This window comes from Actinomycetota bacterium, assembly GCA_030684515.1.
Taxonomy (GTDB): Bacteria; Actinomycetota; Actinomycetes; order S36-B12; family S36-B12; genus UBA11398.
Map to the genome: position 1 here is coordinate 149075 of JAUXVJ010000031.1, position 23625 is coordinate 172699.

Annotated in this window: 26 protein-coding genes and 2 tRNA genes; 16 read left to right on the forward strand and 12 right to left on the reverse strand. The window is 60.5% G+C overall.

The genetic code is table 11. The annotated features are described in order from the left end of the window. Window positions 1–7: 7 nt before the first annotated feature. Together recO and Q8M73_13140 are read left to right on the forward strand one after the other, a co-directional pair. Window positions 8–757 (forward strand): DNA repair protein RecO, encoded by a 750-nt coding sequence (gene recO / locus Q8M73_13135; GenBank protein ID MDP2289493.1) that lies wholly within the window; start codon window positions 8–10, stop codon window positions 755–757. Next, a complete protein-coding gene (locus tag Q8M73_13140; protein MDP2289494.1) occupies window positions 754–1539 on the forward strand; it encodes an isoprenyl transferase in 786 nt (261 codons plus the stop codon). Before recO ends, Q8M73_13140 begins: the two co-directional genes overlap by 4 nt. Here the strand turns inward: Q8M73_13140 and Q8M73_13145 are convergent. The 5 genes from Q8M73_13145 to Q8M73_13165 are packed head-to-tail and all read right to left on the reverse strand — an operon-like array spanning window position 1524 to window position 4901. After that, complete coding sequence (locus Q8M73_13145; GenBank protein MDP2289495.1) at window positions 1524–1913, reverse strand: transcriptional repressor; 390 nt, start codon at window positions 1911–1913, stop codon at window positions 1524–1526. The two genes, Q8M73_13140 and Q8M73_13145, sit on opposite strands and share 16 nt — an antisense overlap. 1 nt (window position 1914) lies before the next feature. Next, window positions 1915–2748: a metal ABC transporter ATP-binding protein gene (locus tag Q8M73_13150; GenBank protein ID MDP2289496.1), complete on the reverse strand. Its 834-nt coding sequence runs from the start codon at window positions 2746–2748 to the stop codon at window positions 1915–1917. Further along, window positions 2741–3595, reverse strand: coding sequence for a metal ABC transporter permease (locus Q8M73_13155; protein MDP2289497.1), 855 nt, complete (start codon window positions 3593–3595; stop codon window positions 2741–2743). The genes Q8M73_13150 and Q8M73_13155 overlap by 8 nt, the downstream gene beginning before the upstream one ends. 1 nt (window position 3596) lies before the next feature. After that, window positions 3597–4514: a metal ABC transporter substrate-binding protein gene (locus tag Q8M73_13160; GenBank protein MDP2289498.1), complete on the reverse strand. Its 918-nt coding sequence runs from the start codon at window positions 4512–4514 to the stop codon at window positions 3597–3599. Between the two features lie 45 nt (window positions 4515–4559). After that, a complete protein-coding gene (locus Q8M73_13165) occupies window positions 4560–4901 on the reverse strand; it encodes a hypothetical protein (protein MDP2289499.1) in 342 nt (113 codons plus the stop codon). A 30-nt stretch (window positions 4902–4931) separates the two neighbouring features. Between Q8M73_13165 and Q8M73_13170 the strand changes: the two genes are divergently transcribed. The 3 genes from Q8M73_13170 to Q8M73_13180 all read left to right on the forward strand — a co-directional run bounded on the left by Q8M73_13170 (window position 4932) and on the right by Q8M73_13180 (window position 7250). Next, entirely contained in the window at window positions 4932–5354 is a 423-nt protein-coding gene (locus Q8M73_13170; GenBank protein MDP2289500.1) for an antibiotic biosynthesis monooxygenase, read from the forward strand. Next, window positions 5351–5800 (forward strand): phosphoribosyltransferase family protein, encoded by a 450-nt coding sequence (locus Q8M73_13175; GenBank protein ID MDP2289501.1) that lies wholly within the window; start codon window positions 5351–5353, stop codon window positions 5798–5800. Before Q8M73_13170 ends, Q8M73_13175 begins: the two co-directional genes overlap by 4 nt. Window positions 5801–5867: 67 nt before the next feature. Next, on the forward strand, window positions 5868–7250 hold the full coding sequence (locus tag Q8M73_13180) for a glycine--tRNA ligase (protein ID MDP2289502.1): 1383 nt from the start codon (window positions 5868–5870) through the stop codon (window positions 7248–7250). A gap of 6 nt (window positions 7251–7256) precedes the next feature. Here Q8M73_13180 and Q8M73_13185 read toward each other — a convergent pair whose 3' ends face one another. Both Q8M73_13185 and Q8M73_13190 read right to left on the reverse strand, forming a co-directional pair. Next, window positions 7257–8882 (reverse strand): MFS transporter, encoded by a 1626-nt coding sequence (locus Q8M73_13185; GenBank protein ID MDP2289503.1) that lies wholly within the window; start codon window positions 8880–8882, stop codon window positions 7257–7259. 65 nt (window positions 8883–8947) lie between these two features. After that, entirely contained in the window at window positions 8948–9907 is a 960-nt protein-coding gene (locus tag Q8M73_13190) for an alpha/beta fold hydrolase (protein MDP2289504.1), read from the reverse strand. Between the two features lie 71 nt (window positions 9908–9978). On the opposite strand from Q8M73_13190, the gene dusB reads away from it, so the two are divergent. Then, complete coding sequence (dusB, locus tag Q8M73_13195; GenBank protein ID MDP2289505.1) at window positions 9979–11097, forward strand: tRNA dihydrouridine synthase DusB; 1119 nt, start codon at window positions 9979–9981, stop codon at window positions 11095–11097. Between the two features lie 73 nt (window positions 11098–11170). Beyond that, a complete protein-coding gene (ppdK, locus tag Q8M73_13200; protein ID MDP2289506.1) occupies window positions 11171–13912 on the forward strand; it encodes a pyruvate, phosphate dikinase in 2742 nt (913 codons plus the stop codon). On the opposite strand, the gene Q8M73_13205 is transcribed toward ppdK, so the two are convergent. Then, complete coding sequence (locus tag Q8M73_13205; protein ID MDP2289507.1) at window positions 13909–14565, reverse strand: YdcF family protein; 657 nt, start codon at window positions 14563–14565, stop codon at window positions 13909–13911. The genes ppdK and Q8M73_13205 overlap by 4 nt on opposite strands. A gap of 63 nt (window positions 14566–14628) precedes the next feature. Between Q8M73_13205 and Q8M73_13210 the strand changes: the two genes are divergently transcribed. The 4 genes from Q8M73_13210 to Q8M73_13225 all read left to right on the forward strand — a co-directional run bounded on the left by Q8M73_13210 (window position 14629) and on the right by Q8M73_13225 (window position 18397). Continuing rightward, window positions 14629–15858 carry a deoxyguanosinetriphosphate triphosphohydrolase gene (locus Q8M73_13210; protein MDP2289508.1) on the forward strand — a complete coding sequence of 410 codons (1230 nt, stop codon included), beginning with the start codon at window positions 14629–14631 and terminating at the stop codon, window positions 15856–15858. Window positions 15859–15890: 32 nt separating this feature from the next. Then, window positions 15891–17768: a DNA primase gene (gene dnaG, locus Q8M73_13215; protein ID MDP2289509.1), complete on the forward strand. Its 1878-nt coding sequence runs from the start codon at window positions 15891–15893 to the stop codon at window positions 17766–17768. Next, window positions 17765–18268, forward strand: a complete 504-nt coding sequence (locus Q8M73_13220) for a hypothetical protein (GenBank protein ID MDP2289510.1) — start codon at window positions 17765–17767, stop codon at window positions 18266–18268. The genes dnaG and Q8M73_13220 overlap by 4 nt, the downstream gene beginning before the upstream one ends. A gap of 53 nt (window positions 18269–18321) precedes the next feature. Beyond that, window positions 18322–18397, forward strand: a tRNA-Asn gene (locus tag Q8M73_13225). A 55-nt stretch (window positions 18398–18452) separates the two neighbouring features. On the opposite strand, the gene Q8M73_13230 is transcribed toward Q8M73_13225, so the two are convergent. After that, on the reverse strand, window positions 18453–18758 hold the full coding sequence (locus Q8M73_13230; protein ID MDP2289511.1) for an ion transporter: 306 nt from the start codon (window positions 18756–18758) through the stop codon (window positions 18453–18455). After that, window positions 18752–19291 (reverse strand): ion transporter, encoded by a 540-nt coding sequence (locus Q8M73_13235; protein ID MDP2289512.1) that lies wholly within the window; start codon window positions 19289–19291, stop codon window positions 18752–18754. The genes Q8M73_13230 and Q8M73_13235 overlap by 7 nt, the downstream gene beginning before the upstream one ends. Before the next feature lie 82 nt (window positions 19292–19373). Between Q8M73_13235 and Q8M73_13240 the strand changes: the two genes are divergently transcribed. Continuing rightward, complete coding sequence (locus Q8M73_13240; GenBank protein ID MDP2289513.1) at window positions 19374–20360, forward strand: NAD(P)-dependent alcohol dehydrogenase; 987 nt, start codon at window positions 19374–19376, stop codon at window positions 20358–20360. Window positions 20361–20370: 10 nt separating this feature from the next. On the opposite strand, the gene Q8M73_13245 is transcribed toward Q8M73_13240, so the two are convergent. Further along, complete coding sequence (locus tag Q8M73_13245) at window positions 20371–20823, reverse strand: hypothetical protein (protein MDP2289514.1); 453 nt, start codon at window positions 20821–20823, stop codon at window positions 20371–20373. Between the two features lie 210 nt (window positions 20824–21033). Between Q8M73_13245 and Q8M73_13250 the strand changes: the two genes are divergently transcribed. Together Q8M73_13250 and Q8M73_13255 are read left to right on the forward strand one after the other, a co-directional pair. Next, window positions 21034–21921 (forward strand): enoyl-CoA hydratase-related protein, encoded by an 888-nt coding sequence (locus Q8M73_13250; protein MDP2289515.1) that lies wholly within the window; start codon window positions 21034–21036, stop codon window positions 21919–21921. Between the two features lie 9 nt (window positions 21922–21930). Next, complete coding sequence (locus Q8M73_13255) at window positions 21931–22278, forward strand: zinc ribbon domain-containing protein YjdM (GenBank protein ID MDP2289516.1); 348 nt, start codon at window positions 21931–21933, stop codon at window positions 22276–22278. Here Q8M73_13255 and Q8M73_13260 read toward each other — a convergent pair. Then, entirely contained in the window at window positions 22275–22559 is a 285-nt protein-coding gene (locus Q8M73_13260) for a DUF167 domain-containing protein (protein ID MDP2289517.1), read from the reverse strand. The genes Q8M73_13255 and Q8M73_13260 overlap by 4 nt on opposite strands. Before the next feature lie 39 nt (window positions 22560–22598). Between Q8M73_13260 and budA the strand changes: the two genes are divergently transcribed. Both budA and Q8M73_13270 read left to right on the forward strand, forming a co-directional pair. Further along, entirely contained in the window at window positions 22599–23435 is an 837-nt protein-coding gene (budA, locus tag Q8M73_13265; protein MDP2289518.1) for an acetolactate decarboxylase, read from the forward strand. Window positions 23436–23452: 17 nt separating this feature from the next. Further along, window positions 23453–23529: transfer RNA gene (locus Q8M73_13270), tRNA-Ile, on the forward strand. Window positions 23530–23625: the final 96 nt, after the last annotated feature.

Genomic DNA, 23625 nt, shown 5'->3' on the forward strand with positions numbered 1-23625 from the left:
ATGTCCTGTGCCGCTTTATCGTGACGAAGCAATCGTGCTGCGCACCCATAAATTGGGTGAGGCCGATCGCATTGTCACGCTCCTGACTCGCCGACATGGTCGCGTGAGGGCAGTGGCACGCGGGGTGCGCAAGACCTCGAGCCGCATTGGCGCTCGGCTTGAGCCGTTCACGCATGTGGACGTGCAGCTTTACGAGGGAAAGAACCTCGACAATGTCACCCAGGTGGAAGCCATCGACTCCTATGGCGCTCAACTGTCCGGCGACTACGGCCGATGGACGACAGCAATGGCAATGGTGGAGACTGCAGAGCGACTCACACCAGTTGAACGCGAGCCGGCGATTCAGCAGTACGTGCTGCTGCTGAGCGGTTTGCGATCCCTTGTCAGTGAGGCGCATGACTCGCCATTGATCCTGGACTCGTATCTGCTGCGATCATTGTCGATTGCTGGGTGGTCACCGTCCTTCGATGAGTGCGCGCGTTGCGGCACTGCGGGCCCGCATCGAGCCTTCTCGGTGCAAGGTGGTGGCATGGTGTGTGGCGACTGTCGCCCGCCCGGATCAGCCACCCCGTCAATTGCTGCGATCGCCTTGCTCGCTGCATTGCTCAGTGGTGACTGGGAAGTCGCAGACGCCAGCGCTGTTCGCGAGCGTCGCGAGGCCAGCGGTCTTGTGGCAGCCTTCCTGCAATGGCATCTGGAGTGGGGCTTGCGATCCCTTCCCTTTGTTGACCGTGCCGATCGAAAGCTTGGGTCATGAAGAAGCAGCTTCGCCTTCCACCGCCACACCCCACCGGTGCGAAGCCACCGAAGATCCCCATAGATCTTGTGCCCCGACATGTCGCAGTCGTGATGGACGGCAACGGTCGTTGGGCCAAGGAGCGCGGCCTGCCAAGAACTGCGGGTCATGAGCAGGGTGAGGCAAGCCTGCTGGATTGCGTCCACGGGGCCTTGGAACTCGGCATTGGCGCAATCTCGGCCTATGCCTTCTCAACAGAGAACTGGAAGCGGTCACCCGAGGAAGTCCGTTTTCTGATGGGTTTCAACCGCGATGTCATCCGTCGGCGTCGTGATGAGATGAATGAGATGGGTGTCCGGGTGCGCTGGGCGGGCCGACGCCCAAGGCTCTGGCGCAGTGTGATCAATGAACTGGAGGGGGCCGAGCGCCTCACAGCCAAGAACACCAGACTCACGCTGACCATGTGCGTCAACTATGGCGGTCGGGCGGAGATCGCGGATGCCGCAGCCGCGATGGCCCGCGATGTGCAAGCAGGGCGATTGAAGCCGGAGCGCATCGACGAGCGGATGTTCCATCGCTATCTGGACGAACCCGATATGCCTGACGTTGATCTGTTCATTCGATCCTCAGGCGAGCAGCGCACCAGCAACTTCCTGCTGTGGCAGTCGGCCTATGCCGAGTTGGTCTTCGTTGACACTCTCTGGCCAGATTTCGATCGTCGTCATCTGTGGCATGCGTGCGAGGTTTACGCCTCGCGTGATCGCCGCTATGGCGGGGCTGTGCCGAATCAGCCTCCGCACTGAGTGCAGAGTCCAAAGAGTTCCAGGGTGTGGCTGACTTCGGTGAAGCCATGTTGGGCGGCCACGGCATCTGCCCAACGTTCGACAGCCGGGCCCTCAATCTCCACGGCGGCGCCGCATTGCCGGCAGACAAGGTGATGGTGGTGGGAGCCGCTGCACTGCCGATACACCGACTCGCCATCCTCACGCACGATGACATCGACCTCACCGGCATCAGCCATTGCGCGCAGCGTGCGGTACACCGTGGTGAGGCCAACGCTTTCGCCAATTGAGCGCAGGTGCTCATGCAGTTCCTGACTTGATCGAAAGTCATCCAGGTCCAGCAGTGCTGAAGCGACGGCGGCACGTTGGCGCGTGGTGCGTGGTCCGATGCTCATGTCAGTGCCCGTGCTGATGGTTGTGATCACCGTGGTCGTGATCGTGGTGATGATGGTCGGTACTGGGCTCAGCATCGTCACTTCGATGCAGACCGCCAAGGCCATAGGCGGTCAGCAGGTTGTCATTGGTCAGCACTGCTGCAGGCGGACCAGCAGCAATGACGCGACCGGCCATGAGCACGACAAAGTCTGAGGCGCGAGCTTCGTCGAGGTCATGCGTGGTGAGGATGACGGTGCATCCGCCGACAGGTTCCTGGTGAATGATCTCGTCGATGGTCTGTGCGGAGCCGATGTCCAAGCCCGTAAGCGGCTCATCGAGCAGGAGGAGGTCATGGTCCTGGGCGATGCCTTGCGCAACATAGACCCGTTGACGTTGGCCACCGGAGAGTTCGCTTAGGTGCCGCTTTGCCAGATCAGTGATGCGCAGTTTCTCCATGGCCTCGCTCACGCGTGCCTTGTCCAGCTTTGAGGGGCGGCGCATCAGCCCGAGGCCGGGGTAGCGGCCCATCATCACAGTCTCGGCCACGGTGATGGGGGTCCCGACTGGAACGGTGGTGTTCTGCAGTACGTAGCTGATGTGCTCGCGCTGGCTTTGTGGTTGCGCGTCCAGCACTCGCAGGCTGCCGGCAAGCGGGCTGAGCAGGCCGGCGATGGCATGCAGCAGAGTCGATTTTCCGCTGCCGTTCGGACCGATGACCGTGGTGACCTTGCCGGCGGGGATGAAGAAGGAGGATGCATGCACTGCGATGTGCGAGTTGTGGCCAAGCACGACATCTTCGGCGACCACAGCATCGACAGCTGAACTGTGGTCGTGGTGGCTGTGCAGGTCAGACATATTCGCCCTGCTCTACGGCTGTGCGCTTGGCCAAGACCATCCGCAGTCTGGTGATCGTGAGCACGAGGAAGAAGATGAGGATTGGCATCAAGGCCATCGTTGCCGATCCGGCAGTGCCGAGGTGATAGCTGAATGTCAGGCCCAGCCATACCGATACCAGAGCAATGCCAGCAGAGATCACCATCATGCGCGGAACTGTGCGGGCAAGAAGGGCGGCAGTCGCTGGAGGTCCCACCAGTAGACCAAACACGAGCAGGGTGCCGACCGACTGGAAACTGCCGATGACCGCAGCCGCAATGAGAATCAGCAGCGCCGCGTGGGTGGCCTTGGGTCGCATGCCAAGGAGCTCAGCCTTGTCGCGATTGAATGACAAGGCAAGCAGCGGGCGATACAGCGCAGTGGTCACCAGAACAATAGCGAGAGCAAGAAGCCCTTGTGCCCAAAGGTCGCTTGTGGTCACGCCCAAGGCATCACCGAACAAGATCGTGGTCAGACTTCCGGAGAACGTGCTGAGCCTGGAGATGATGACAACACCGAGGGCGAGCATGCCGACAAAGAGAAGACCGATGCCGGTGTCCTCGGTCAGTGCCGTCTGTCGATTGACGACTTCTATCAACAGCACCATCACCAGGGCGGCGACGGCCGCGCCGATCACCGGATTGATGTCGAGCACCACTGCAGCCGCGATACCAGGGACCACTCCATGCACGAAGGCGTCTCCAAAGAAGCTCATTCCGCGCAGCACCAGCCAGGTGCCAACGATGGATGACATCAAGCCCGCGAGTGCTCCGCCGATGAGTGCGCGTTGCTGGAATCCCAGTGAGAATGGCTCAATCCACCAGTCCATGTCAGCGCTTCAATGCCTCGGCGATGCGCTGAGCATCTGTTTGCATGTAGCCAAGATAGGTATCGGCTCCACTGCCAGGGGCCCCGAGAGTGTCGACGTAGAGCTCCACAACATCGACTGGGTAGCCCACCTCACCGGCAACCGCCTTGGCCAGTGATTTGGCGCTATCGGTGTTGGCAAAGATCGCCGTCACACCCTTGGCCTTGATGATCGCTGCCAGATCTGCGAGATCAGACGAGCTTGGTTCGGCCATCGTGGTTCCAGATGGAATGACCGCTCCAGCAATGGAGTAGCCGTAGGCCTCAGCCAAGTAGCCGAAGGCATCGTGATCTGTCACCAGCACTCGCTTGTTCGAAGGCACCGAATCAAGAGTCGCCTTCACCTGCGTCTCAGCTGCGCGGATCTTTTCGGCTTCCGCTCTCGCACAGGTCGCGTACTTCGCTCCGCCCTTGGCAGCCAGCTGGTCACCGATGAGTTCAACAGCATTTGCCATCCGTGACATGTCGAACCAGAAGTGCGGATCAGGAGTGGTGGAGCCGGCGAAATTGCGCGGTGAGATGTTCGGCGCCACTTCATAGACCGTCGCGCCATCGGTCTTTGCTGACTCCAAGGCATCGACCAGACCACCCTCGAGCCCAAGGCCATTGGCAATCACGATGTCGGCATTCACTAGCGATGCGACTTGCTGCGATGAAGGGGCAAAGTCATGTGGGTCAGCACCACTGGGAATCAAGGTGCTGACTTCGCCGCCCGCGCAGTTGGTGAGATCGCCGACGACGCTACCCAGGATGGTGGTGGTGGCGACGATGGAAAGGCCATCGGCTGGTGCTGGCTGCGAGGCATCGGTGCTGCTGCAGGCGCTCAGCCCCAGGACGCTCAGCAGGATCAGTGACGTGCATCGTCCAAGCGGGAAGCCCATGCTTCAATCTTATTGAAAATGATTGTCAATTTCAAACGAGCAGGTTCAGAAGCGGCCCATGAACTTCAAGATGGTGATGCCAAGGGCACCGCCGACCACCACGGTCCGCATGATCCGCGCCTGCGTTGGCAGCACTGGCCAGGCCAGAACAAGCAGCCAGAACAGGAATCCGGTGACGATCAGCAGCAGCACGCCACCGAGCCAGGCCAGATCGCCTGTCTGAATGAGCCCAAGGAACAGCAGCGCGCCCAAGCCGACGACCACCAGCCAACGGGGGAGTCGATTGAGCCTCACCAGGATCGGCAGACTGCGCTTCTCCACTGCATGACGGCCCGGTCCGCTGGGTCCGCGCACGCCTTCTGGCAGATCGCGTGGGGGCTTGGCCATGAATCCTCCGATACCCGCTACCTTCGAGCGGTGAGTGAATTGCAGACTGACTCTAGTGCGCCCATCTTGCTGATGATCAACCGCTTTCGGGTGCCCGCTGAGCTGAGTGCACGGTTCGCCGAAGACGCCCGGACAGCGCTGGCAACCTTCGCGGAGAGTGCTGGATTCATCGATGGGGCCATTGCGCAGGCAACCGATGAGACTGATCTTCGGCTGGTCACCACCCGTTGGCAGGACGTCGGTTCCTACCGTCGCGCACTGTCGCGATTCGAAGTAAAGATTTCGGCAGTGCCGCTGCTGTCGCAGGCCATCGACGAATCCTCGGCATTCGAAGCTGTGTACGTCATCAGTGACGGGGTTGCCACAGCTGTTGCCTCCGGACGTGCCGCTGATGCCGACGTCATCGGATTAGGCAGTGCATCAGCTGCGATTGTCCCTCCCGTACAGCTGTGACCCCATATTCGAGTTTCACCGAAGTCGGCCGCCTACTCGGCGTTGAAGTCTTGGCATTGGGCCCATTTCTGGACCCATGTGTCATAGGGCTCAATGCGCGCGGTCAGCTGGTCGGCAGTGCTGTCGCAATAGCTCTGGGCGTTCCACTTGACGCAGTAGCCATCCTGAAATCAGGTGGCAGCGTTACCACAACGCAACTGCCCGAGACTGTCAGTCGAACTGTTGTTGTCGTCGATGACGGAGTCGAATCTGGCACGGCCGCGCGTGCAGTCGGACGGGCCATTCGGGCATCGGGCGCCTCGAGCATCGTTCTTGCAGTGCCGGTATGCCCAGCGCAACAGCTGGGAGAGTTGGCAGGAATCTACGACCAAGTTGTCGTGCTGCACGTGTGCACAGACCAATTGCCATTGGCAGGGCACTATCTGGATTTCGACCTTCTCTCGTAGACTCCCTGCACCCGCCGACACCCAGCCGGATTGGAGCGCCGCAAGCGCTTCGGAAATGGAGCGCTCAATGGCCGCCGATCGTGTTGATGCAGTTGTCAATCTCTGCAAGCGCCGAGGATTCGCCTTTCAGTCCTCCGAGATCTATGGCGGTAGCCGGTCTGCATGGGACTACGGCCCCAACGGTGTTGAGCTCAAGGACAATGTCCGTCGCCAGTGGTGGCAGTACATGGTGCGCGGTCGTGAAGATGTCATCGGACTTGATTCTTCGATCATCCTTGCCCCGCAGGTGTGGGAGGCATCAGGTCACGTCAATGCCTTCGTGGACCCGCTGACTGAATGCAAGAAGTGCAACCGTCGCTGGCGTGCCGATCAGCTCCTTGAGCAGTACGAGGAGAAGCACGGACGCCCACCGGCAAATGGACTTGCTGACATCACGTGCACCAACTGTGGCAACAAGGGAGAGTTCACCGAACCCCGCGACTTCAACGGAATGCTGCGCACCACCGTTGGCCCAGTTGAAGATGCCGGCGCCGTCCACTACCTGCGTCCAGAGACAGCGCAGGGTATCTTCGTCAATTACCTCAATGTGATGAACGCAGCGCGCAAGAAGCCTCCCTTTGGCATCGGACAGACGGGCAAGAGCTTTCGCAACGAGATCACTCCTGGCAACTTCATCTTCCGCACGCGTGAGTTCGAGCAGATGGAGATGGAATTCTTCGTAAAGCCGGGAACCGACGAGGATTGGCACGAGTACTGGTTGAAGCAGCGCTGGGATTGGTATGTCGATCTCGGACTGGATCCAGAGAACATGCGCTTCTTTGAGCACCCCAAAGAGAAGCTCTCGCACTATTCCAAGCGCACTGTCGACATCGAGTACCGCTTCAGATTCGCCGGCTCTGAGTGGGCCGAGCTCGAGGGCATCGCCAACCGAACGGACTTTGACCTCACCACGCATGGTCAGCACTCCGGCACGGACTTGTCGTACTTTGACCAAGAGTCCGAAGAGCGTTGGATGCCGTATGTCATTGAGCCTGCGGCTGGACTGACCCGCGCAGTGCTCGCATTTCTCCTGGACTCATACGACGAAGATCAGGCGCCAAACTCCAAGGGCGGAGTTGACACCAGAACAGTGCTGCGGCTTGATCCTCGCCTGGCTCCAGTGAAGGTTGCTGTGCTGCCTTTGTCTCGCAACGCTGATCTCTCGCCGAAGGCCAAGGATCTGGCCGCTGAACTGCGCAAGCGCTGGAATGTGGAGTTTGACGATGCCGGCGCCATTGGACGCCGCTATCGCCGACAGGACGAGATCGGCACTCCCTTTTGCGTCACGGTCGACTTTGACACTCTTGAAGACCAAGCGGTCACCGTTCGCGAGCGCGACACCATGCAGCAGGAGCGCATCGGACTTGACGCCTTGCCTGCGTGGCTGGCAGTTCGACTGCCCTCCTACTAGCAGTCGTTACGTCGTTTTCGGGGCTTGGTAGCCCTCGGACTCGATGCGCGCCGCATTGCGCGGGAGAGTCAAACTGGTCAGGAATCCCATCAGGACCAAGACGCCTGCGACCAGGGCGACGTAGGTGATCGCATGCGCGAAGCCAGCCGAAGCACCCTCGATCAGCACCTGGCCGTTGGGCAGCGATGCCAAACCGGGGATGGCTTGACCGGCCGAACCGGCAACTGCATCTCCGATCACCTGGGCCTGCTCAGCGGGCACCCCTCGATCAGTCAGCTGCACGGCCACATTGCCCAGCCCCAGAATCAGCGTCGTGCCAATGATGGCCGTGCCAATCGCAGCGCCGACCTGTCGGGAAGTGGATTGGACCGCGCTCGCCTGACCTGAATCCGCCACGGGTACCTCGGCCAGGATCACGCCGGTCAACTGAGCCGTTGCGAAGCCGACGCCCATGCCATAGATGAACAGCCAAGGAGCCATCTCCCAGCCGGTAACAGTGGTGGACAGCACGAACGCCAGTCCGAAGATTCCGGCCGCCTCAAGCAGCATGCCCAGTTGCAGCACCCGCACGGGTCCGAAGCGCTGCGCAAGGGGCGCTCCGATTCCCGATGCGGCGAAGGAGCCAATGGCCAGGGCAGTGAGAATGACGCCGGTTTGCAGGGCGTCGTAGCCGAGCGTGGCCTGCATGAAGAGCGGGAGCGCGAATAGCAGGCCGAATTCGCCAAGACTGACAACAAGCGCAACCGCGTTGCCTAGGCCGAAACTTCTGATCCGGAACAGGCGCAGATCCAGGATGACGATCTTGCCCTGCGCGGCGCGCGTGGTCTCCACCCTCAACAGTGCCAGCAGTGCAAGCACACCGAGCGCTCCAATCACTGGCACGATTGAAATCGATGAGCTCGGCCAATCCCATGCACCGAGTTGGAACTGGTTGATCGGTTTGCCCCACCCGTAGCGCTGTCCCTCGATCAGTGCGAAGACAATTCCGGCCAGTCCCAAAGTGATGAGCAGGGTCCCTGGCACATCCATTCCCTTGCGTGCCTGCACATCCTTGGTTTCGGGCACGCTCAGAAAGACGCCAATCAGCACGGCGATGCCGATGGGCACGTTGATCAGGAAGGCCCAATGCCAGGAGGCGTAGGTCGTCAGCCACCCGCCGACCAAAGGACCAAGCGCGGCCATTCCGCCGATCGTGCCTCCCCAGACAGCGAACGCGATGGCGCGTGACTTGCCGACGAACACTGCGTTGATGATCGACAGCGAAGCCGGCAGGATCATTGCGGCGCCGATGCCTTGCAGAGCTCGTGCCGCGATGAGCGTCTGAGCTGTGCTCGATGCAGCAACCAGGACGCTGGCAACAATGAAGACGATGATGCCGATGGCAAAGAGCAGGCGGCGACCAAACCTGTCGCTGAACCTGCCGAACAGGATCAACAGCGAGGCGAAGGTCAGCGAATAGGCCGCGATGATCCATTCGGTGTCATTGGTCGAGAGCCCAAGATCGCGCACCATCGAGGGGATGGCGACGTTCACAATCGTCGCGTCGAGAATGATCATGGAGACGCCCAGGGCAAGGAAGCACAGGGCAACCCACCGTCGCTTGCCAGTGAGCACGATGCCGATGTCCGTCAAGCGATCCTCCAAGTGGGCTTGCGGGCAGTCTTTCCTACGTGCAGTTGCGGGATCAGCGTCATGCGCTAGGACAGCTGCTTTTTGAGAAAAGCGTTCACTTGGCGGATCGAGTCGTTCCATGGCCCGTACATGTAATGGCCAGCGCCCTTGTACTCAACGAGGCGAACATCCTTGCCGGCCTTCACCAATGCGTCACGCGTGGCTCTGGCCCAGGAGATGTCGCAACTCTCATCGGCAGTTCCATGAATCATCAGCACGGGTTCGGTGACCCGCGCAAAGTAGTTCCGAGAGGCAAGCGGAGCCCACTTCTCGGGACTGGTCGCTGGCTCGCCGTATCGAGCAAGAATCTGACGAGCATTCTTGGTGTCCGACCGACCCCACTTGTTGAAGTTGTCGGCCGGGTTGGAGCTCGTTGACGCATAGGTAATTGCTGCATCGAACACACCCGGGCGAATCACCAGAGCCTGGAAGGCAACGCCGCCACCCATTGAGCGACCAAGCAGGGCAACGCGGCTCTTGTCGATGTAAGGAAGTGTGGTGCCACGCACTGCCAGACCAGCGTTGATGACATCGGTTGCGTAGCCGATCCGCAGCGATTGCTCAGATTCGGGATCCTTGGCTGAGCCAGCGTGATTGCGGTAGTCGACATGCAAGGCGATATAGCCATTGCGAGCGAGCCAATCCTGCTCGCGTCGAAATCCCTGGCCAGTGACGTAGACGCTCGGTTCGATATGACCATGGGCGAGCACGACGACAGGGAACGGACCCTTGCCTCGGGGCCTGTTCATGACGCCGGTGATCTTCAGGCCATTGCTGCTGTAGGCGATCGCGTGTCGCGTGTATGCCGAGTTTGAGCTCAGATCACGCACGATGCGCAGCTTGCCTCCCTCGTACTGCGCGGCGATCGCAGCGGGAATCGATGGATCAAGTGGGGCGCCTTGGACTGGAGTCGAAGGCATGACGATCGCGACTGCGGCCACAAGCGATATGCCTGCGATGCCGATCCTTCTACGGATGCTGACCATCTGATAGACGGTAGCACCGCTGCACAAGTCCGAGGCCTGCCAGTAACTGGCAGAATCATCCGGTGATCTCGATGAGCAACCTCAGTGTGCCGGTTGTTCTTGCACCAATGGCCGGCATCACCAATCGAGCTTTTCGTCGACTGTGCCGCGAGGCCGGCGCCGGTCTCTACGTCTCGGAAATGGTCACTTCCAGAGCGCTCGTTGAACGCAATGCAGAGACGATCGACATGGTGACCTTTGACGCTGACGAGATCCCGCGATCGGTGCAGCTGTACGGCGTGGATCCCAAAGTCATGGCCCAGGCAGTGCGAATCCTGATCGATGAGGACCGTGCTGATCACATCGACATGAACTTCGGATGCCCTGTGCCCAAGGTCACGCGCAAGGGTGGAGGCAGTGCCCTGCCATGGAAGCGCGATCTGTTCCGCGCGATCGTTCGGGCAGCCGTGGTCGCCGCCGATGGTCGAGTGCCGGTGACAGTGAAGATGCGCAAGGGCATTGATGACGAACACCTGACGTACCTTCAAGCCGGCCGAGCGGCTGCCGAAGAAGGCGCAACGTGGGTTGCATTGCACGCGCGTACGGCTGAGCAGATGTATTCGGGAGTTGCCGATTGGGATGCGATATGGCGGCTGAAGGAACACCTCGCTCCACTGGGCACGCCCGTGTTGGGCAACGGCGATATCTGGACAGCACAGGATGCCCTGGACATGGTTGCGCGCACTGGCGCGGACGGCGTCGTCGTTGGACGCGGATGTCTTGGTCGCCCGTGGCTCTTCGGGCAGTTGGCTGCGGCATTCACTGGCACACCAATCCCATCTGATCCTGATCTTGAGCAGGTACTGCTCACCTTGCGCCGTCATGCGCAATTGCTGTGTCAGGACTACGGCGAATACAAAGGCATTCGCGATATCCGCAAGCACATGGCCTGGTACATGAAGGGCTTCAGCGTCCGTCAGCAGATTCGCCAAAGCCTGGGAACCGTCGAAAGCGTGGACGAGCTGGACTCCTTGCTGGCCCAGATAGATCCCGATCAACGATTCAATACGGAGGTGGGCGCAGGTCCGCGCGGTAGGACCTCAGGCGGCCGTCGTCCGACCTTGCCTGATGGCTGGCTGGATTCACCTGAACTCGATGGTCCCGCACGATTGATGCTGCAGGATGCCGAGCTGTCGGTCAGCGGCGGCTAGCTGCTATTGACCGCGCCACGCCAGTGACTCTCGCCTCTATTCAGGTCTGCCGCCCAAGTGGTCAACTGGGCACATGAGTCTGCTTATCGAAGCTGGTGTCCTGCCGCACTACGTCTTCTCCTTTGCCCAAGGTGATCGATCCCAGGCGGATCTCCTGGGAGGCAAAGGGGCCAATCTCGCGGAGATGACGCGATTGGGATTGCCCGTGCCGCCTGGCTTCACCATCACAACCGAGGCATGCCGGTCGTATCTGCTGCAAGGGCGGATGCCCGAAGGTCTGGCAGAGCAGATTCACGAATTTCTGGGCAGGCTCGAAGCGCAAGTGCATCAACGCCTCGGCGATGCCGCTGACCCGCTGCTGGTGTCAGTGCGCTCTGGCGGACGCTTCTCCATGCCGGGCATGATGGATACGGTGCTGAACATCGGCCTGAATGACGCCAGCGTGCTCGGCTTGGCCAAGCGAGCCAACGACGAGCGCTTCGCCTGGGATTCCTATCGCAGACTCATCCAGATGTTTGGCAAGACGGTGCTTGGCCTCGATGGTGACGGGTTTGAGCAGGCGCTGGACGATGCCAAGCGCCGCGCGCATGTCAGTTCAGACGTCGACCTGCCCGTCGAGGAGTTGATAGCACTCACCGCCACCTACAAGACCATGGTGCGCACCCTTGCCAATCGCGAGTTTCCACAGGATCCCTACGAGCAATTGACCATGGCAGTCCAGGCCGTGTTCGACTCCTGGAACACCGATCGAGCTCGGCTGTACCGCCGTCAGGAACGCATCCCGCATGACCTCGGCACAGCAGTCAATGTGCAGAGCATGGCTTTCGGCAATGCTGGCGAAGGTTCAGGCACCGGAGTTGCCTTCACGCGAGATCCCAGCACGGGCGCCCGTGGAATCTATGGCGACTACCTGCAGAACGCTCAAGGTGAAGACGTCGTCGCGGGTATCCGCAACACCTTGCAGCTTCAGCAACTCGAAGAGATCGACCCGAAGTGCTATCACGAACTGCTCGACATCATGCATCGACTGGAGCTCCATTATCGAGATCTCTGCGACATCGAATTCACTATCGAGCGCGGCAAGCTCTGGATGCTGCAAACACGCGTTGGCAAACGCACGGCGGGCGCCGCATTTCGCATTGCAACGCAACTCGTGGATGAGCATGTGATCACCTTGGACGAAGCGCTGCTGCGCGTGACGGGGCAGCAGCTCTCGCAACTAATGTTTCCCAGGTTCGCGGCGGATGTCAGCCATGAGCTCATTGCTCGCGGCACAAGCGCATCTCCGGGCGCAGCAGTGGGGCGTGCGGTATTCGACTCGCAGACTGCAGTCGCATGGGCTGAGTCCGGGGAGCAGGTGATTCTCGTACGGCGTGAGACCAATCCTGATGACCTGGCCGGCATGGTTGCAGCGGCGGGAATCCTCACGAGCAGGGGAGGAAAGACCTCCCACGCCGCCGTTGTCGCCCGCGGCATGGGCAAGACGGCTGTGTGCGGTGCTGAGGAATTGGAAGTGGAAACCGCGGCGAAGCGAATGACTACTCACGACGGGCGAGTGGTCGTTGAGGGCGACGCAATCTCCATTGATGGTGCCAGTGGTGAGGTCTTTCTCGGCGAAGTACCGGTCGTCAACAGCCCGATCGTGGAGTACTTCGAATATGGCTTGGCTCGGGCGCTGGAGACTGCGGACCAGGCCACCGCCGAGTTGATCCGCGCGGTAGATCGGCTGATCCTGTACGCGGATGTTCGTCGGCGCCTGCGGGTGCGCGCCAATGCCGATACACCGGCCGACGCCAAACGTGCTCGAGAGATGGGCGCCGAGGGGATCGGGCTGCTGCGCACTGAGCACATGTTCCTGGGAGAGCGACGGATGTTCGTGGAACGGCTCATCCTCGCGCAGACTCAAGAGGAGCACGATGAGTCACTGGCTGCGCTGCTGCCCCTGCAGCGCAAGGACTTCATTCGCATCCTGGAGGTCATGGACGGTCTCCCAGTGACCATCCGTCTCATTGATCCACCGCTGCATGAGTTTCTTCCGAACCTGACCGAGCTCACGGTGCGTGTGGCCCTGGCCGAGGCGCGCGGTGAGGAGAATGCTGTCGAGTTGCGGATGCTTCAGGCAGTCCGCCGCCTGCATGAGCAGAATCCGATGCTGGGATTGCGTGGCGTGCGATTGGGGTTGGTGCTGCCTGGGCTGTTTGCCCTGCAGGTGCGCGCCATTGCTGAGGCCGCCTGCTTCCGAAAGAAGCTTGGCGGCAATCCGATGGCCGAGATCATGATCCCTCTTGTGGGTTCCATCCAAGAGCTTGAGCTCGTGATTGACGAAGCTGCGGGTGTACTGAAGGACGTCGCAGATGCCAATGGGTGCACTCTTTCCTTCCCCATCGGCACGATGATCGAACTGCCTCGCGCGGCCGTGACTGCTGATCAGATTGCTGAAGGCGCAGAATTCTTCTCGTTCGGCACCAATGACCTCACGCAGACAACGTGGGGTTTCAGCCGCGATGACGTGGAGGCTGCGTTCTTCTCCACTTACCTGGAGAAGGGCGTCTTTGGCGTCTCGCCCTTTGAGTCCATTGACCGTGAGGGAGTCGGCGAACTCATTCGTATAGCGGTCGAGCGCGGTCGTCGGACCCGTCCCGGACTGCATTGCGGAGTCTGCGGTGAGCACGGAGGTGACCCGGAGTCGATCCACTTCTTCGACGAGGTGGGACTTGACTACGTGTCCTGCTCCCCATTCCGAGTGCCGGTCGCGAGGCTGGAATCAGGACGAGCAACTGTGCAGCGCACCGCCATCGGAAGCGATTCGCGCTAGGCGCCGGCTTTGACCAGTTGTGGCTGCGTCCAACGACTGATCAAGTAGTAGCGCATGAGAGCGGCCGTCTCGCGACCCACATAGTCACTGGTCATCGCGGAGCCGGGCCCCGATTCGGCGGGGGACAGGTGCGCATCGATACCGAAGCCTGATGCGATGGCCGACGCGCGTGCAGCATTTGGTGGATCGGTGACGATTGTCGCCGAGCTCCATCCGAGATCATTCATCACCGCAGCGATCATCTGAAGTGATCCGAGAGTGTCGATGGTTGTGGTGAAACTGACAATGTCCTGATCGGGGACGCTGCGTGCGCGCAGTAAAGCGCGTACCTGTTCCGAAGTTCGCGCTCGACCAGTGAGCATGATCACGGGCGCAACTCCCGATTGGTACAGCTCGGCGGCCTGGTCTGCTCGTGAAGAAAGGACGGCGGGATCATCACCCCAGACCCGGGTGGGATCCATCAGGATGATCGCCTGTGTTGGCGTGCGATCATCGAACTGCGCTGTGAACACAATCTGCATCACCGCGCCGATCGGCACGAGCAGGACGAGAGCAATGGCAATAGTGATGCCGGCGGTGATCCACCCGCGAGCGGTGCGCAGCGCCGGCGGCAGAGACCCTTGGCGTGAGCGTGTTACCGGGGGAGCACTCACGTAGCCAATGTTCACACTTGTACTGCTAATTGAGTGGACGGCGCACCGCTAAGGTCTTCGTTGATGAGTCTTCCGCCGGGCTACGACGAATCCGCGAGTGTGCGGTATGTCTCAGAACCCATTAAAGAATCAGTGCGCAGTCCCTTTGCGCGCGATCGCGCACGTGTTCTTCACTCGGCGGGATTGCGTCGCCTTGCTGCAAAGACCCAGGTCATGACGACCGGGATGAATGACTTCCCGCGCACCCGTTTGACGCACACCCTTGAAGTTGCGCAGATCGCGCGTGAACTAGGTGAAGCACTCGGCTGTGATCCAGATGTCGTTGAAGTCGCCGGCCTCGCGCACGATCTCGGGCACCCGCCATTTGGTCACAACGGTGAATCCGAACTCAATCGGCTCTCGGACAGCATCGGCGGCTTTGAAGGCAATGCCCAAACTCTGCGGATTGTGGCGCGCCTTGAGGCGAAGATCTTTGACGACGCAGGGCAAAGCGCCGGGCTCAATCTCACGCGCGCAACCTTGGATGCCTCATGCAAGTACCCGTGGGCACGACAGGAGGGCAATCCGAAGTTCGGCTACTACGTCGACGACGAGCCGATCTTTAGATGGCTTCGTGAAGGCGCCCCGGGGCAGGAGCACTGCATCGAAGAGCAAGTAATGAACTGGGCTGATGACGTGGCCTATTCCATTCACGATGTTGAGGATGCAATTCAGGCCGGCTTGGTTACTTTTGACGAGCTTCGTGACCCGACCAATATGCGAATTCTCGTCGACACGGCAAGCCGGCGACTTGGACCAAGCCGCGATCAGGCGGAATTGAGCGCGGCACTTGATCGCCTGCTTGGCCTTGAGTACTGGCCCTCGGAATTCGATGGATCTATGCGATCCCTTGCCGCGCTCAAGCGCGCTACCAGTTACCTGACTTCACGCTTTTGCGTGAGCACCCAGGTGGCCACTCGTATTCACTATGGCGATCAGCCGCTCACCAGATATGCAGCAAATCTTGTGGTGCCCGATGAAGTGCGTGACGAGGTCGAGGTGATGAAGGCCATTGCCGTTCACTTCGTCGTTGGTCGGCCAGGCATCGACGTGGAACGGGCAAAGCAGCGTGAGCTGCTGGCCGAGGTCGTGCACGCCCTTCGTTTGGACGAGGGGAGATCGCTGGAGAACTGGCTCAAGGAGACCTACGAGAACGCCCAGACCGATGGCGAGCGACTCCGGGTGATCATCGACCAAGTCGCCAGCCTGACTGACGTGAGCGTGGTGCGCTGGCACGAGCGCCTGATCCGATGAAGGCGGTCAGGCTACGCGCCTAGACTGCCCGCATGGCAGGCCGGATTCGCGATGAGGACATCGCTCTGGTCCGCGAGCGGGCTCGGATCGACGATGTGGTGCGCGAATACGTCACCTTGAAGTCCGCTGGTGGCGGTTCCTTGAAGGGCCTTTGCCCCTTTCACGATGAGCGCTCGCCAAGTTTCCACGTCACACCAAGCCGAGGCATGTGGTACTGCTTTGGCTGCGGCGAAGGTGGCGATGTCCTGGGCTTCCTCCAGAAGATCGACCATCTGAGTTTTGCTGAGTCAGTTGAGAAACTCGCTGACAAGACTGGTGTTGAACTCCGCTATGTCGACGGTGGCGCGGCCATCAACCGGCAGCAAGGTCAGCGCACGCGACTTGTCGAAGCTCACAAGCTGGCAGCGAAGTTCTACGTTGAGCAGCTGGCCACTCCAGACGCTCAGATTGCTCGAGATTTCCTGACCTCCCGCGGCTTTGATGCCGAGGCGGCCAAGTCCTTCGGTGTCGGTTACGCACCGAAATCCTGGGACGCATTGACGAACACCCTGCGCAAGCAGGGATTCACCGATGCTGAATTGCTCGCCGGCGGCCTGTTGAGTCAGGGCAATCGCGGGGCCTACGACAGATTCCGTGGTCGTTTGGTGTGGCCGATTCGTGAGCTCGGCGGCGATGTCATCGGCTTTGGCGCGCGCAAGCTGTATGACGATGACGACGGTCCCAAGTATCTGAATACGCCTGAGACGCCTATCTACAAGAAGAGTCAGGTTCTGTATGGCCTGGATATGGCGCGCAAAGAGGTCTCCAAGCAGCAGCAAGCCGTGATCGTCGAGGGCTACACCGATGTCATGGCCTGCCATCTCGCGGGCATCACCACTGCAGTAGCCACGTGTGGCACTGCATTCGGCTCCGAGCACATCAAAGTGCTGCGCCGCCTGCTGATGGATGACGATCAGATGCGCGGCGAAGTCGTGTTCACCTTCGATGGCGACGCGGCGGGTCAGAAGGCGGCACTGCGTGCCTTTGACGAAGATCAACGGTTCGTCGCGAACACCTTTGTCGCTGTTGAGCCATCAGGCATGGATCCATGCGATCTGCGTCTGGCCAAGGGCGATGAGGCCGTGGTCGCACTTGTCGATCACCGGGTTCCGCTCTTCCAGTTCGCGATCAAGTCGATCCTTGCTGCGCACGATCTGGATCGTGCTGAGGGTCGCATCGCCGCATTGCGTGAGGCAGCGCCCGTTGTCGCCAAGATCAAGGACGCTGCACTGCGCCCGGAGTACACGCGGCTGCTCGCCGGGTGGTTGGGCCTTGACGTGCCGGCGGTCACGGCCGCTGTCGGGCAACGACCGGCGCCCACGCAACGCCCGAGTTTCAATCAGGCTCCGGCCGAACAGTCGCGACCGGCGCCCACGCAGCAGATTCCTGCCGCAGATGGACCAGCCTTCACCATCGAACGTGAAGCCTTGAAGTGCGCGCTGCAGCTGCCCGCTGCGGTTGAAGAGTGGTACCCAGCGCTTGAGCCTTCAGCCTTCACCCACCCGCGGGCTCGCGAAGTCCACACGGCCGTTGTTCTGGCCGGGCTCCCCACCGCCCGGGTCGATGGGCTGGCATGGATTGACGCTGTGCTCGAAGCCGCGCCAGATGACGAAGTACGCCGCATGATCCGTGAGCTGTCTGTCGACCCACTTCCCGCTGACGCAGTGCACAGCGATCGCTATGCCACCAGCCTCATCGCCCGCCTGCTCGAACTCGATGCTGGTCGCCGAATCGTTGACGTTCGCGGGCGCCTGCAAAGAACTGAAGCAGACGAGCAAGGAGACCTGCATCAGCAATTGTTTGCAGAGTTGCTTGAACTTGAGACATACCGAAGGTCGCTGCAGGCCGCGGCTTTGGGTGAGCGCGCGTGAAGCTGTTCACCAGGGTCGCCAGGAGTCGGCTGCCGAAATCGGCTCGTCAGTCTGCTGGCGTACCCGTCAGTGAGCGAGTGATTGCCTGGGCTCCCGAGCAACGAGATCCGCACCAATTCGTCATTGCCACCAACACCGGGATCTATGCCAAGGGTTCATCCATACCGTGGGCCAGCATCATTCGTGCGCAGTGGAATGAGCCCTTTCTTGAGCTCATCACCGAGCAGCCTGGCGGCTCCAGCCAACGACTACGTATCCCACTGGATGAACCTGGCAACTTGCCGGCCGCGGTCTACACGCAGGTCACTGCCAATGTGATTGTCAGCGAGCGATTGACACTGGCCAATGGCTCGCAATGTCTTGCAGCAGCCAGGCGACAGGCTGGCGACGAGATCACTTGGACGGTGGTGTTCGACGAGGGCGTGGATCCCACGGATCCAGAAAATCGAGCCCAAGCCGATTTCGCACTCACTGAATTGCGTTCGGCTCTGGGTATTTGACCTGCGGAAAGCGAGGGCGTGCAGCCTTGCTATTCTCTGCGGGCCGCAATTAATCCCCCATAGCTCAATTGGCAGAGCATTCGACTGTTAATCGAAGGGTTTCTGGTTCGAGTCCAGATGGGGGAGCCACTGCAAGTGCGACGAACAGGTCGAACCACGATCTCCACGGCGAGCCTTGACCTTGTCACCTCGCGTGCTGGTCACGCTCCCGCTGCCTGATATCCGACTGGAGATCGGTGAGCGATGCCTGCAGTGCCTCGATGCGGGCGAGCAGCTCCGAGTCCTCCTGCGTCCGGTCGAGCTCGGCCTCGTGCTCGCGGGCCTTCTCCATCGACGCGATGACGATGCCGATCAGCAGGTTGAAGACCACGAAGGCGGCCACGAGCACATACGACACGAAGAACACCACCGCCCATGGCGTGACGGCGCGGGCCTCGTCGAGGTAGGTGGGGAAGTTCTCCAGCGTGAGCAGAATGAACAGCGTCAGCATGGCCCGCGTGATGGTGCCCCAGGTCTCGGGCAGCGCCGCCCGAACATCGTCCAGCCGATCATGCCGTAGAGGAACAGCAGCAGAATGGTGAGCACGATCATGCTCACCATCGACGGGATCGACTTCACGACGGTGAGCAGCAGGATGCGGGCATCGGGCAGGAAGCGCACAAGGCGCACGATGCGCAGGAGCCTGAGCAGTCGGAGCAGCTGGGCTTGCTCGCGCACAGCCGGGATGAGGACGCCCCCGATGATGATGAAGTCGAAGACGTTCCAGGGGCTCTTGAAGAAGTCCTGCGGGCGGCGTCCGTACGACGCCAGCCGGAGCGCGAGTTCGACCAGGAAGATGCCGTAGCAGATCTCGTTGAGCAGGACGAGCGTGGACTCGTAGGACTCCATGAGCGCCGGGAAGGTCTCCAGGCCCAGGATGATCGCGTTGATGATGATGACGCCGGAGATGGCGAGGTTGAAGCGATCGGAGTCGACGAGCGTGGCCAGGCGTCCGGGGCGCGCGGCCGGCGTCGTGTCGGTCATGCGCGCATCGTAGGGCTCGACATCTCTGCGTTTTTGGTTCGAGTCCAGATAGTGGAGCTCAGCACCTCACTAATGTGGCCGTATGCGAGTACAAGTGCTCACCGGCGGTGGCGTGCAAGGCCTAGAGATTCGAGATCTTCCCGACCCACAGCCCGGCCCGGGCCAGATTGCCGTGCAAGTCGGGGCAACCTCGCTCAACTTTCGCGACCTCCTGCTGAGCCGCTCCGCCAACGAGCGGATCCCGCTGTCTGACGGAGCTGGAACCGTCATCGCTGTGGGCGAAGGGGTGGAGTCGGTGGCCGTGGGCGACAAAGTCGCGGGCTGCTTCTTTCAAGGTTGGCTCGATGGCCGCATCGAAGCCAAGTACCACGAGGCTGCATTGGGTGGCTCGATCGATGGGATGCTCGCCGAAATAGTCGTCTTGCCGGCAGATGGCGTGGTTGTTGCCCCCCGTGACTGGAGTGACGAGCAAACCGCGACTCTGCCGTGCGCTGGCTTGACTGCTTGGAATGCGCTCGTTGAAGGTCAACAGATCCGTGCGGGATCAACCGTGCTGTTGCTGGGCACCGGCGGCGTCTCGGTCTTTGGTCTGCAATTCGCCAAGATGATGGGCGCTCGCGCGATCATCACTTCGAGCAGCGATGAGAAGCTTGAACGGATGCAAGCCCTCGGTGCCGACACGACAATCAATTACCGCGCCAACGAGGAATGGCAGAACGCGGTGCTTGGGGCGACGAACGGGCAAGGCGCAGACCTGGTAGTAGAGGTAGGTGGGGGAGCCACCTTGGAGCGTTCAATGGCCTGCACGCGATTTGGCGGCGAGATCGCGCTCATCGGCATGGTGTCAGGACAGGCCTCAGTGAATCCGTTCCCGCTCTTGTCTCGAAGTGTGAACTTGCGAGGGGTCTACGTCGGCAGCCGCCGAATGTTCTCCGAGATGGTCGCGGCTATTGACGCCAATGCCATGCAACCCGTGATCGACCAGGTGTTCGCATTTGACGAGGCACAGGCTGCCTACCGGCATTTGCGAGGGCAGGAGCACGTCGGCAAGGTCGTCATTGGCTTCTGATGAGTCGTTCCTACGAACGGACTTCACAGATATCTGCGTAGGCCGCTACTGAGCTATTGAAGGCTTCGGCTCCTGCCAACTCGTTGCCTTCCCCATGCATGTACCTCTGTTGGAGTGATGTCGCGCGCTCGAATGATTTGAATACCGCCCGGATGTTTGAACTTGGTAGGCCCTCTGGCCACGGAACAAATGCGTAGTTCGTCAGCGCCCGCTCGAATTGCATGCCACGGGCCACTCGCAGCAATGCTCGTTGCAGCAGCCCGCAAGCGGCAGCATCAGCTCGGCTCAGGCTCGGCGCGGAATCTTCTTGGTTTGGAACGGTCGAAATACCGGTGGGAGCCGCTTGCGAGATAGTTCCGGGTGGGATTTGCGCAACGAAGACAACCAAGCCCAAGGCGGCGGCCGCGCCAAGGATCAATCTGAGCGCAGAGGGGAAACTCCCGAGGCCCTTAACCAGACGCATCAGATCACCCCAATCAACACATGGCCGTGTCGGAGCAGTACCTCAAGATAACCGCGGATATGGCAAACCCCGAATTCCCCTCACAGAAGACCGAAGCTTTGGCGAATCCAAGCTCGCCCAAAAGGTCGGATTTGACCTCGGCACACCTCGTAAAGCGGCTAGGGTCCGCGAGGTACTCCGACTATTTGATGCGAGTGAAGGGTGAATCCCATGGAACGTCATGAACTTGAGGCGGTCATCTATGAGAAGGACGGGCCGATCGCTCGCATCATCTTGAACCGCCCGGAGAAGGCCAACGCCCAGAGTTCGGCAATGGTGTGGGATGTCGAGAACTCCCTGAACGACGCTGAGAACGACTACAACATCAAGGTCGTCATCATGAAGGCCAATGGCAGGGGATTCTCGGCCGGACACGATGTGCCCTCCAGTGGCGCTCCTGCCTACCCGGAGTTCGCCGAGGCGGCCGAGCACGGCCACCCGTGGGCCGGGCAGGCCAAGCTGTTCACTTGGCCAGTGCTGCACCTGTGGGAGTTCCGCAAGCCGACAATCTCGGCTGTCCAGGGCTACTGCATCGGCGGTGGCACCTACTTCGCACTGCTGAACGACATCGTCATCGCTTCGGAGGACTCCTACTTCCAGATGCCACTGCCCCAAGGCCTTGGCTTCCCAGGTGGCGAGACGCTGATCGAGCCCTGGGTCACCATGAACTTCCACCAGACCTACGAGTATCTCTATCTCTCGCAGACAATCGACGCTCATGAGGCCAAGCGCATGGGCATGGTCAATCGCGTTGTTCCCGCGGATGAGCTTGAGCAGACCGCTGAACTCATTGCTTGGCAGATCGCGCAGGCACCGCTGTCAGTGTTGATGGGCATCAAGGCCGGCGTGAAGCGCGCATGGGAGTCCATGGGCATGCGCGTGAATCTGCAGAACAGTCTGCAGATGATGGAGATCACTGGTCACGCTGGTGATGTTGCGGATTGGCGCAAGGAGAACGCCGAGAAGGGCTACGGACCAGCGCCTCGCAAGGTCGCCCAGCAGCGTGCCGAGATCGCACTGGCAGAAGCGCGCAAGAGGTACCCCGACATCAAGGGCTAGGTTCGCTGCATGGACCAGACGCCCCCATGCCCGCAGTGCAATTGTGAGTTCACCTACGAACTGAGCGGTCTGCTCGTGTGCCCGGAATGCGCCCATGAGTGGTCGTTGCAAGGCAGTGCAGATGACAGCGCTGCAGCGGTTGTCACTCGCGATGCTGTGGGCAATGTCCTGACCGACGGCGATTCGGTGACCATCATCAAGGACGTCAAAGTCAAAGGCAGTTCGTCGCCGCTCAAGGTCGGCACCAAGGTGCGCGACATCAGGTTGGTGCCAGGTGCGGGTGATCACGACATCGACGCAAAGGTCGATGGCTTCGGCCCGATGATGCTGAAGTCGAGTGTGGTCAAGAAGGCTTAGGCCGACAGGAGCTCCGCGATGCGTGCCATGAGGGCATCGCCATCGTCAGATCGGATTTCAACGATCTTGGTGCGATTGGTGTGTCCTGAGACCATCTGGACATCGCGCCGGTGGATTCCAAGGGCTGCCGCGAGGTTGTCGATCACTGCTGCGTTCGCCTGGCCGTCAACTGCTTGAGCGTGCACTGCGACGATGAGTGCTGGCGGCTCGCCATGCGAGCCTCCTACCCGCGAGCGCGATGATCTTGGCTTGACGCGCACGGTGATCCGGATGGAATCCATTTCAGTAATGCAATCACGAGCCCGATTACTGTTGCGCGCATGGTTCGTCATCTGCACACACGCATCTCTGAGAGCTTGGACACGGCACTTCGAGCGCGTTCTGCTGCAAGCGGGGAGAGCGTGGACCATCTCGTTCAGGCAGCGTTGGCCGAGGCGTTTGAGATAGAGCACCACTCGCTCTTTCAGGTATCGACTTCGAGTGCGCTCGTTGAGGGCGTCTATCAGGGCTGCGTCAATGTTGCTGATCTTCTCCGTCACGGCGATTTCGGCCTCGGCACCTTCGACTCACTCGATGGCGAGATGATCGTGCTCGATGGTGAGTGCTTCCAGGCTCGCAGCGATGGTTCAGTGGTGCAGGCGCCGGCGGATGAGCTGACGCCGTTTGCTGTCGTCACCAACTTCACAGCTGACGAAACTGACCAGCTTGCTCGTTTCAGTGACTGGCAGGATCTGCTGCTGCAGTTGGATCGTCACCGAAAGTCCGACAACAGTTTCATCGGCATTCGCATCAGCGGCACGATGGGAGCCTTGCAATTGCGGGCGGCCTGCAAGACTGACTCCGGAGTCGATCTCGTCGAAGCCACTGCCCATCAATCAGAGTTCGATCTTGCAGATATCGATGGAACCTTGGTCGGCTTTTGGAGCCCGGAGTTCGCTGGAGCAGTGAGCATTGCCGGCTATCACTTGCACTTCATCAGTGATGATCGCCAGCACGGCGGTCATGTGCTGAATGTGGCAGCGGGAGATTTGAAGTGTGAACTGCATCGTGTGAACGACCTGCACCTAGCTATCCCTGAGACGACGGAATTTCTGAGTGCAGAGCTGAATGCCGACAACGCCGAGGCAATTCGTACGGCGGAGTTAGCTCGACATTAGAATCGAGCCTTGCCCTGGGGGCGGTAGCTCAGCTGGTTAGAGCCCCGGACTCATAATCTGGTCGTCGCGGGTTCGAGCCCCGCCCGCCCCACCACGCAAAACCCTTGGTAAAGCAAGGGTTTTCGCATTTCGAGGGAGACCGTCGATCCCGACCGCGCCCTCTCGACTCTGGCTGTGGCGTACCCGCCCG

Excerpts from the sequence above, each read along its gene's own strand:
- Q8M73_13260 (MDP2289517.1), bottom strand. The coding sequence starts at position 22,559 with ATGGATTCCATCCGGATCACCGTGCGCGTCAAGCCAAGATCATCGCGC.
- Q8M73_13180 (MDP2289502.1), top strand. The coding sequence starts at position 5,868 with ATGGCCGCCGATCGTGTTGATGCAGTTGTCAATCTCTGCAAGCGCCGA.
- Q8M73_13150 (MDP2289496.1), bottom strand. The coding sequence starts at position 2,748 with ATGTCTGACCTGCACAGCCACCACGACCACAGTTCAGCTGTCGATGCT.
- Q8M73_13210 (MDP2289508.1), top strand. The coding sequence starts at position 14,629 with ATGAGTCTTCCGCCGGGCTACGACGAATCCGCGAGTGTGCGGTATGTC.
- Q8M73_13190 (MDP2289504.1), bottom strand. The coding sequence starts at position 9,907 with ATGGTCAGCATCCGTAGAAGGATCGGCATCGCAGGCATATCGCTTGTG.
- Q8M73_13245 (MDP2289514.1), bottom strand. The coding sequence starts at position 20,823 with ATGCGTCTGGTTAAGGGCCTCGGGAGTTTCCCCTCTGCGCTCAGATTG.
- Q8M73_13165 (MDP2289499.1), bottom strand. The coding sequence starts at position 4,901 with ATGGCCAAGCCCCCACGCGATCTGCCAGAAGGCGTGCGCGGACCCAGC.
- Q8M73_13235 (MDP2289512.1), bottom strand. The coding sequence starts at position 19,291 with ATGACCGACACGACGCCGGCCGCGCGCCCCGGACGCCTGGCCACGCTC.
- Q8M73_13240 (MDP2289513.1), top strand. The coding sequence starts at position 19,374 with ATGCGAGTACAAGTGCTCACCGGCGGTGGCGTGCAAGGCCTAGAGATT.
- Q8M73_13155 (MDP2289497.1), bottom strand. The coding sequence starts at position 3,595 with ATGGACTGGTGGATTGAGCCATTCTCACTGGGATTCCAGCAACGCGCA.
- budA (MDP2289518.1), top strand. The coding sequence starts at position 22,599 with ATGGTTCGTCATCTGCACACACGCATCTCTGAGAGCTTGGACACGGCA.
- Q8M73_13160 (MDP2289498.1), bottom strand. The coding sequence starts at position 4,514 with ATGGGCTTCCCGCTTGGACGATGCACGTCACTGATCCTGCTGAGCGTC.
- ppdK (MDP2289506.1), top strand. The coding sequence starts at position 11,171 with ATGAGTCTGCTTATCGAAGCTGGTGTCCTGCCGCACTACGTCTTCTCC.
- dusB (MDP2289505.1), top strand. The coding sequence starts at position 9,979 with ATGAGCAACCTCAGTGTGCCGGTTGTTCTTGCACCAATGGCCGGCATC.
- Q8M73_13140 (MDP2289494.1), top strand. The coding sequence starts at position 754 with ATGAAGAAGCAGCTTCGCCTTCCACCGCCACACCCCACCGGTGCGAAG.
- dnaG (MDP2289509.1), top strand. The coding sequence starts at position 15,891 with ATGGCAGGCCGGATTCGCGATGAGGACATCGCTCTGGTCCGCGAGCGG.
- Q8M73_13230 (MDP2289511.1), bottom strand. The coding sequence starts at position 18,758 with ATGCTGACGCTGTTCATTCTGCTCACGCTGGAGAACTTCCCCACCTAC.
- Q8M73_13145 (MDP2289495.1), bottom strand. The coding sequence starts at position 1,913 with ATGAGCATCGGACCACGCACCACGCGCCAACGTGCCGCCGTCGCTTCA.
- Q8M73_13250 (MDP2289515.1), top strand. The coding sequence starts at position 21,034 with ATGGAACGTCATGAACTTGAGGCGGTCATCTATGAGAAGGACGGGCCG.
- Q8M73_13255 (MDP2289516.1), top strand. The coding sequence starts at position 21,931 with ATGGACCAGACGCCCCCATGCCCGCAGTGCAATTGTGAGTTCACCTAC.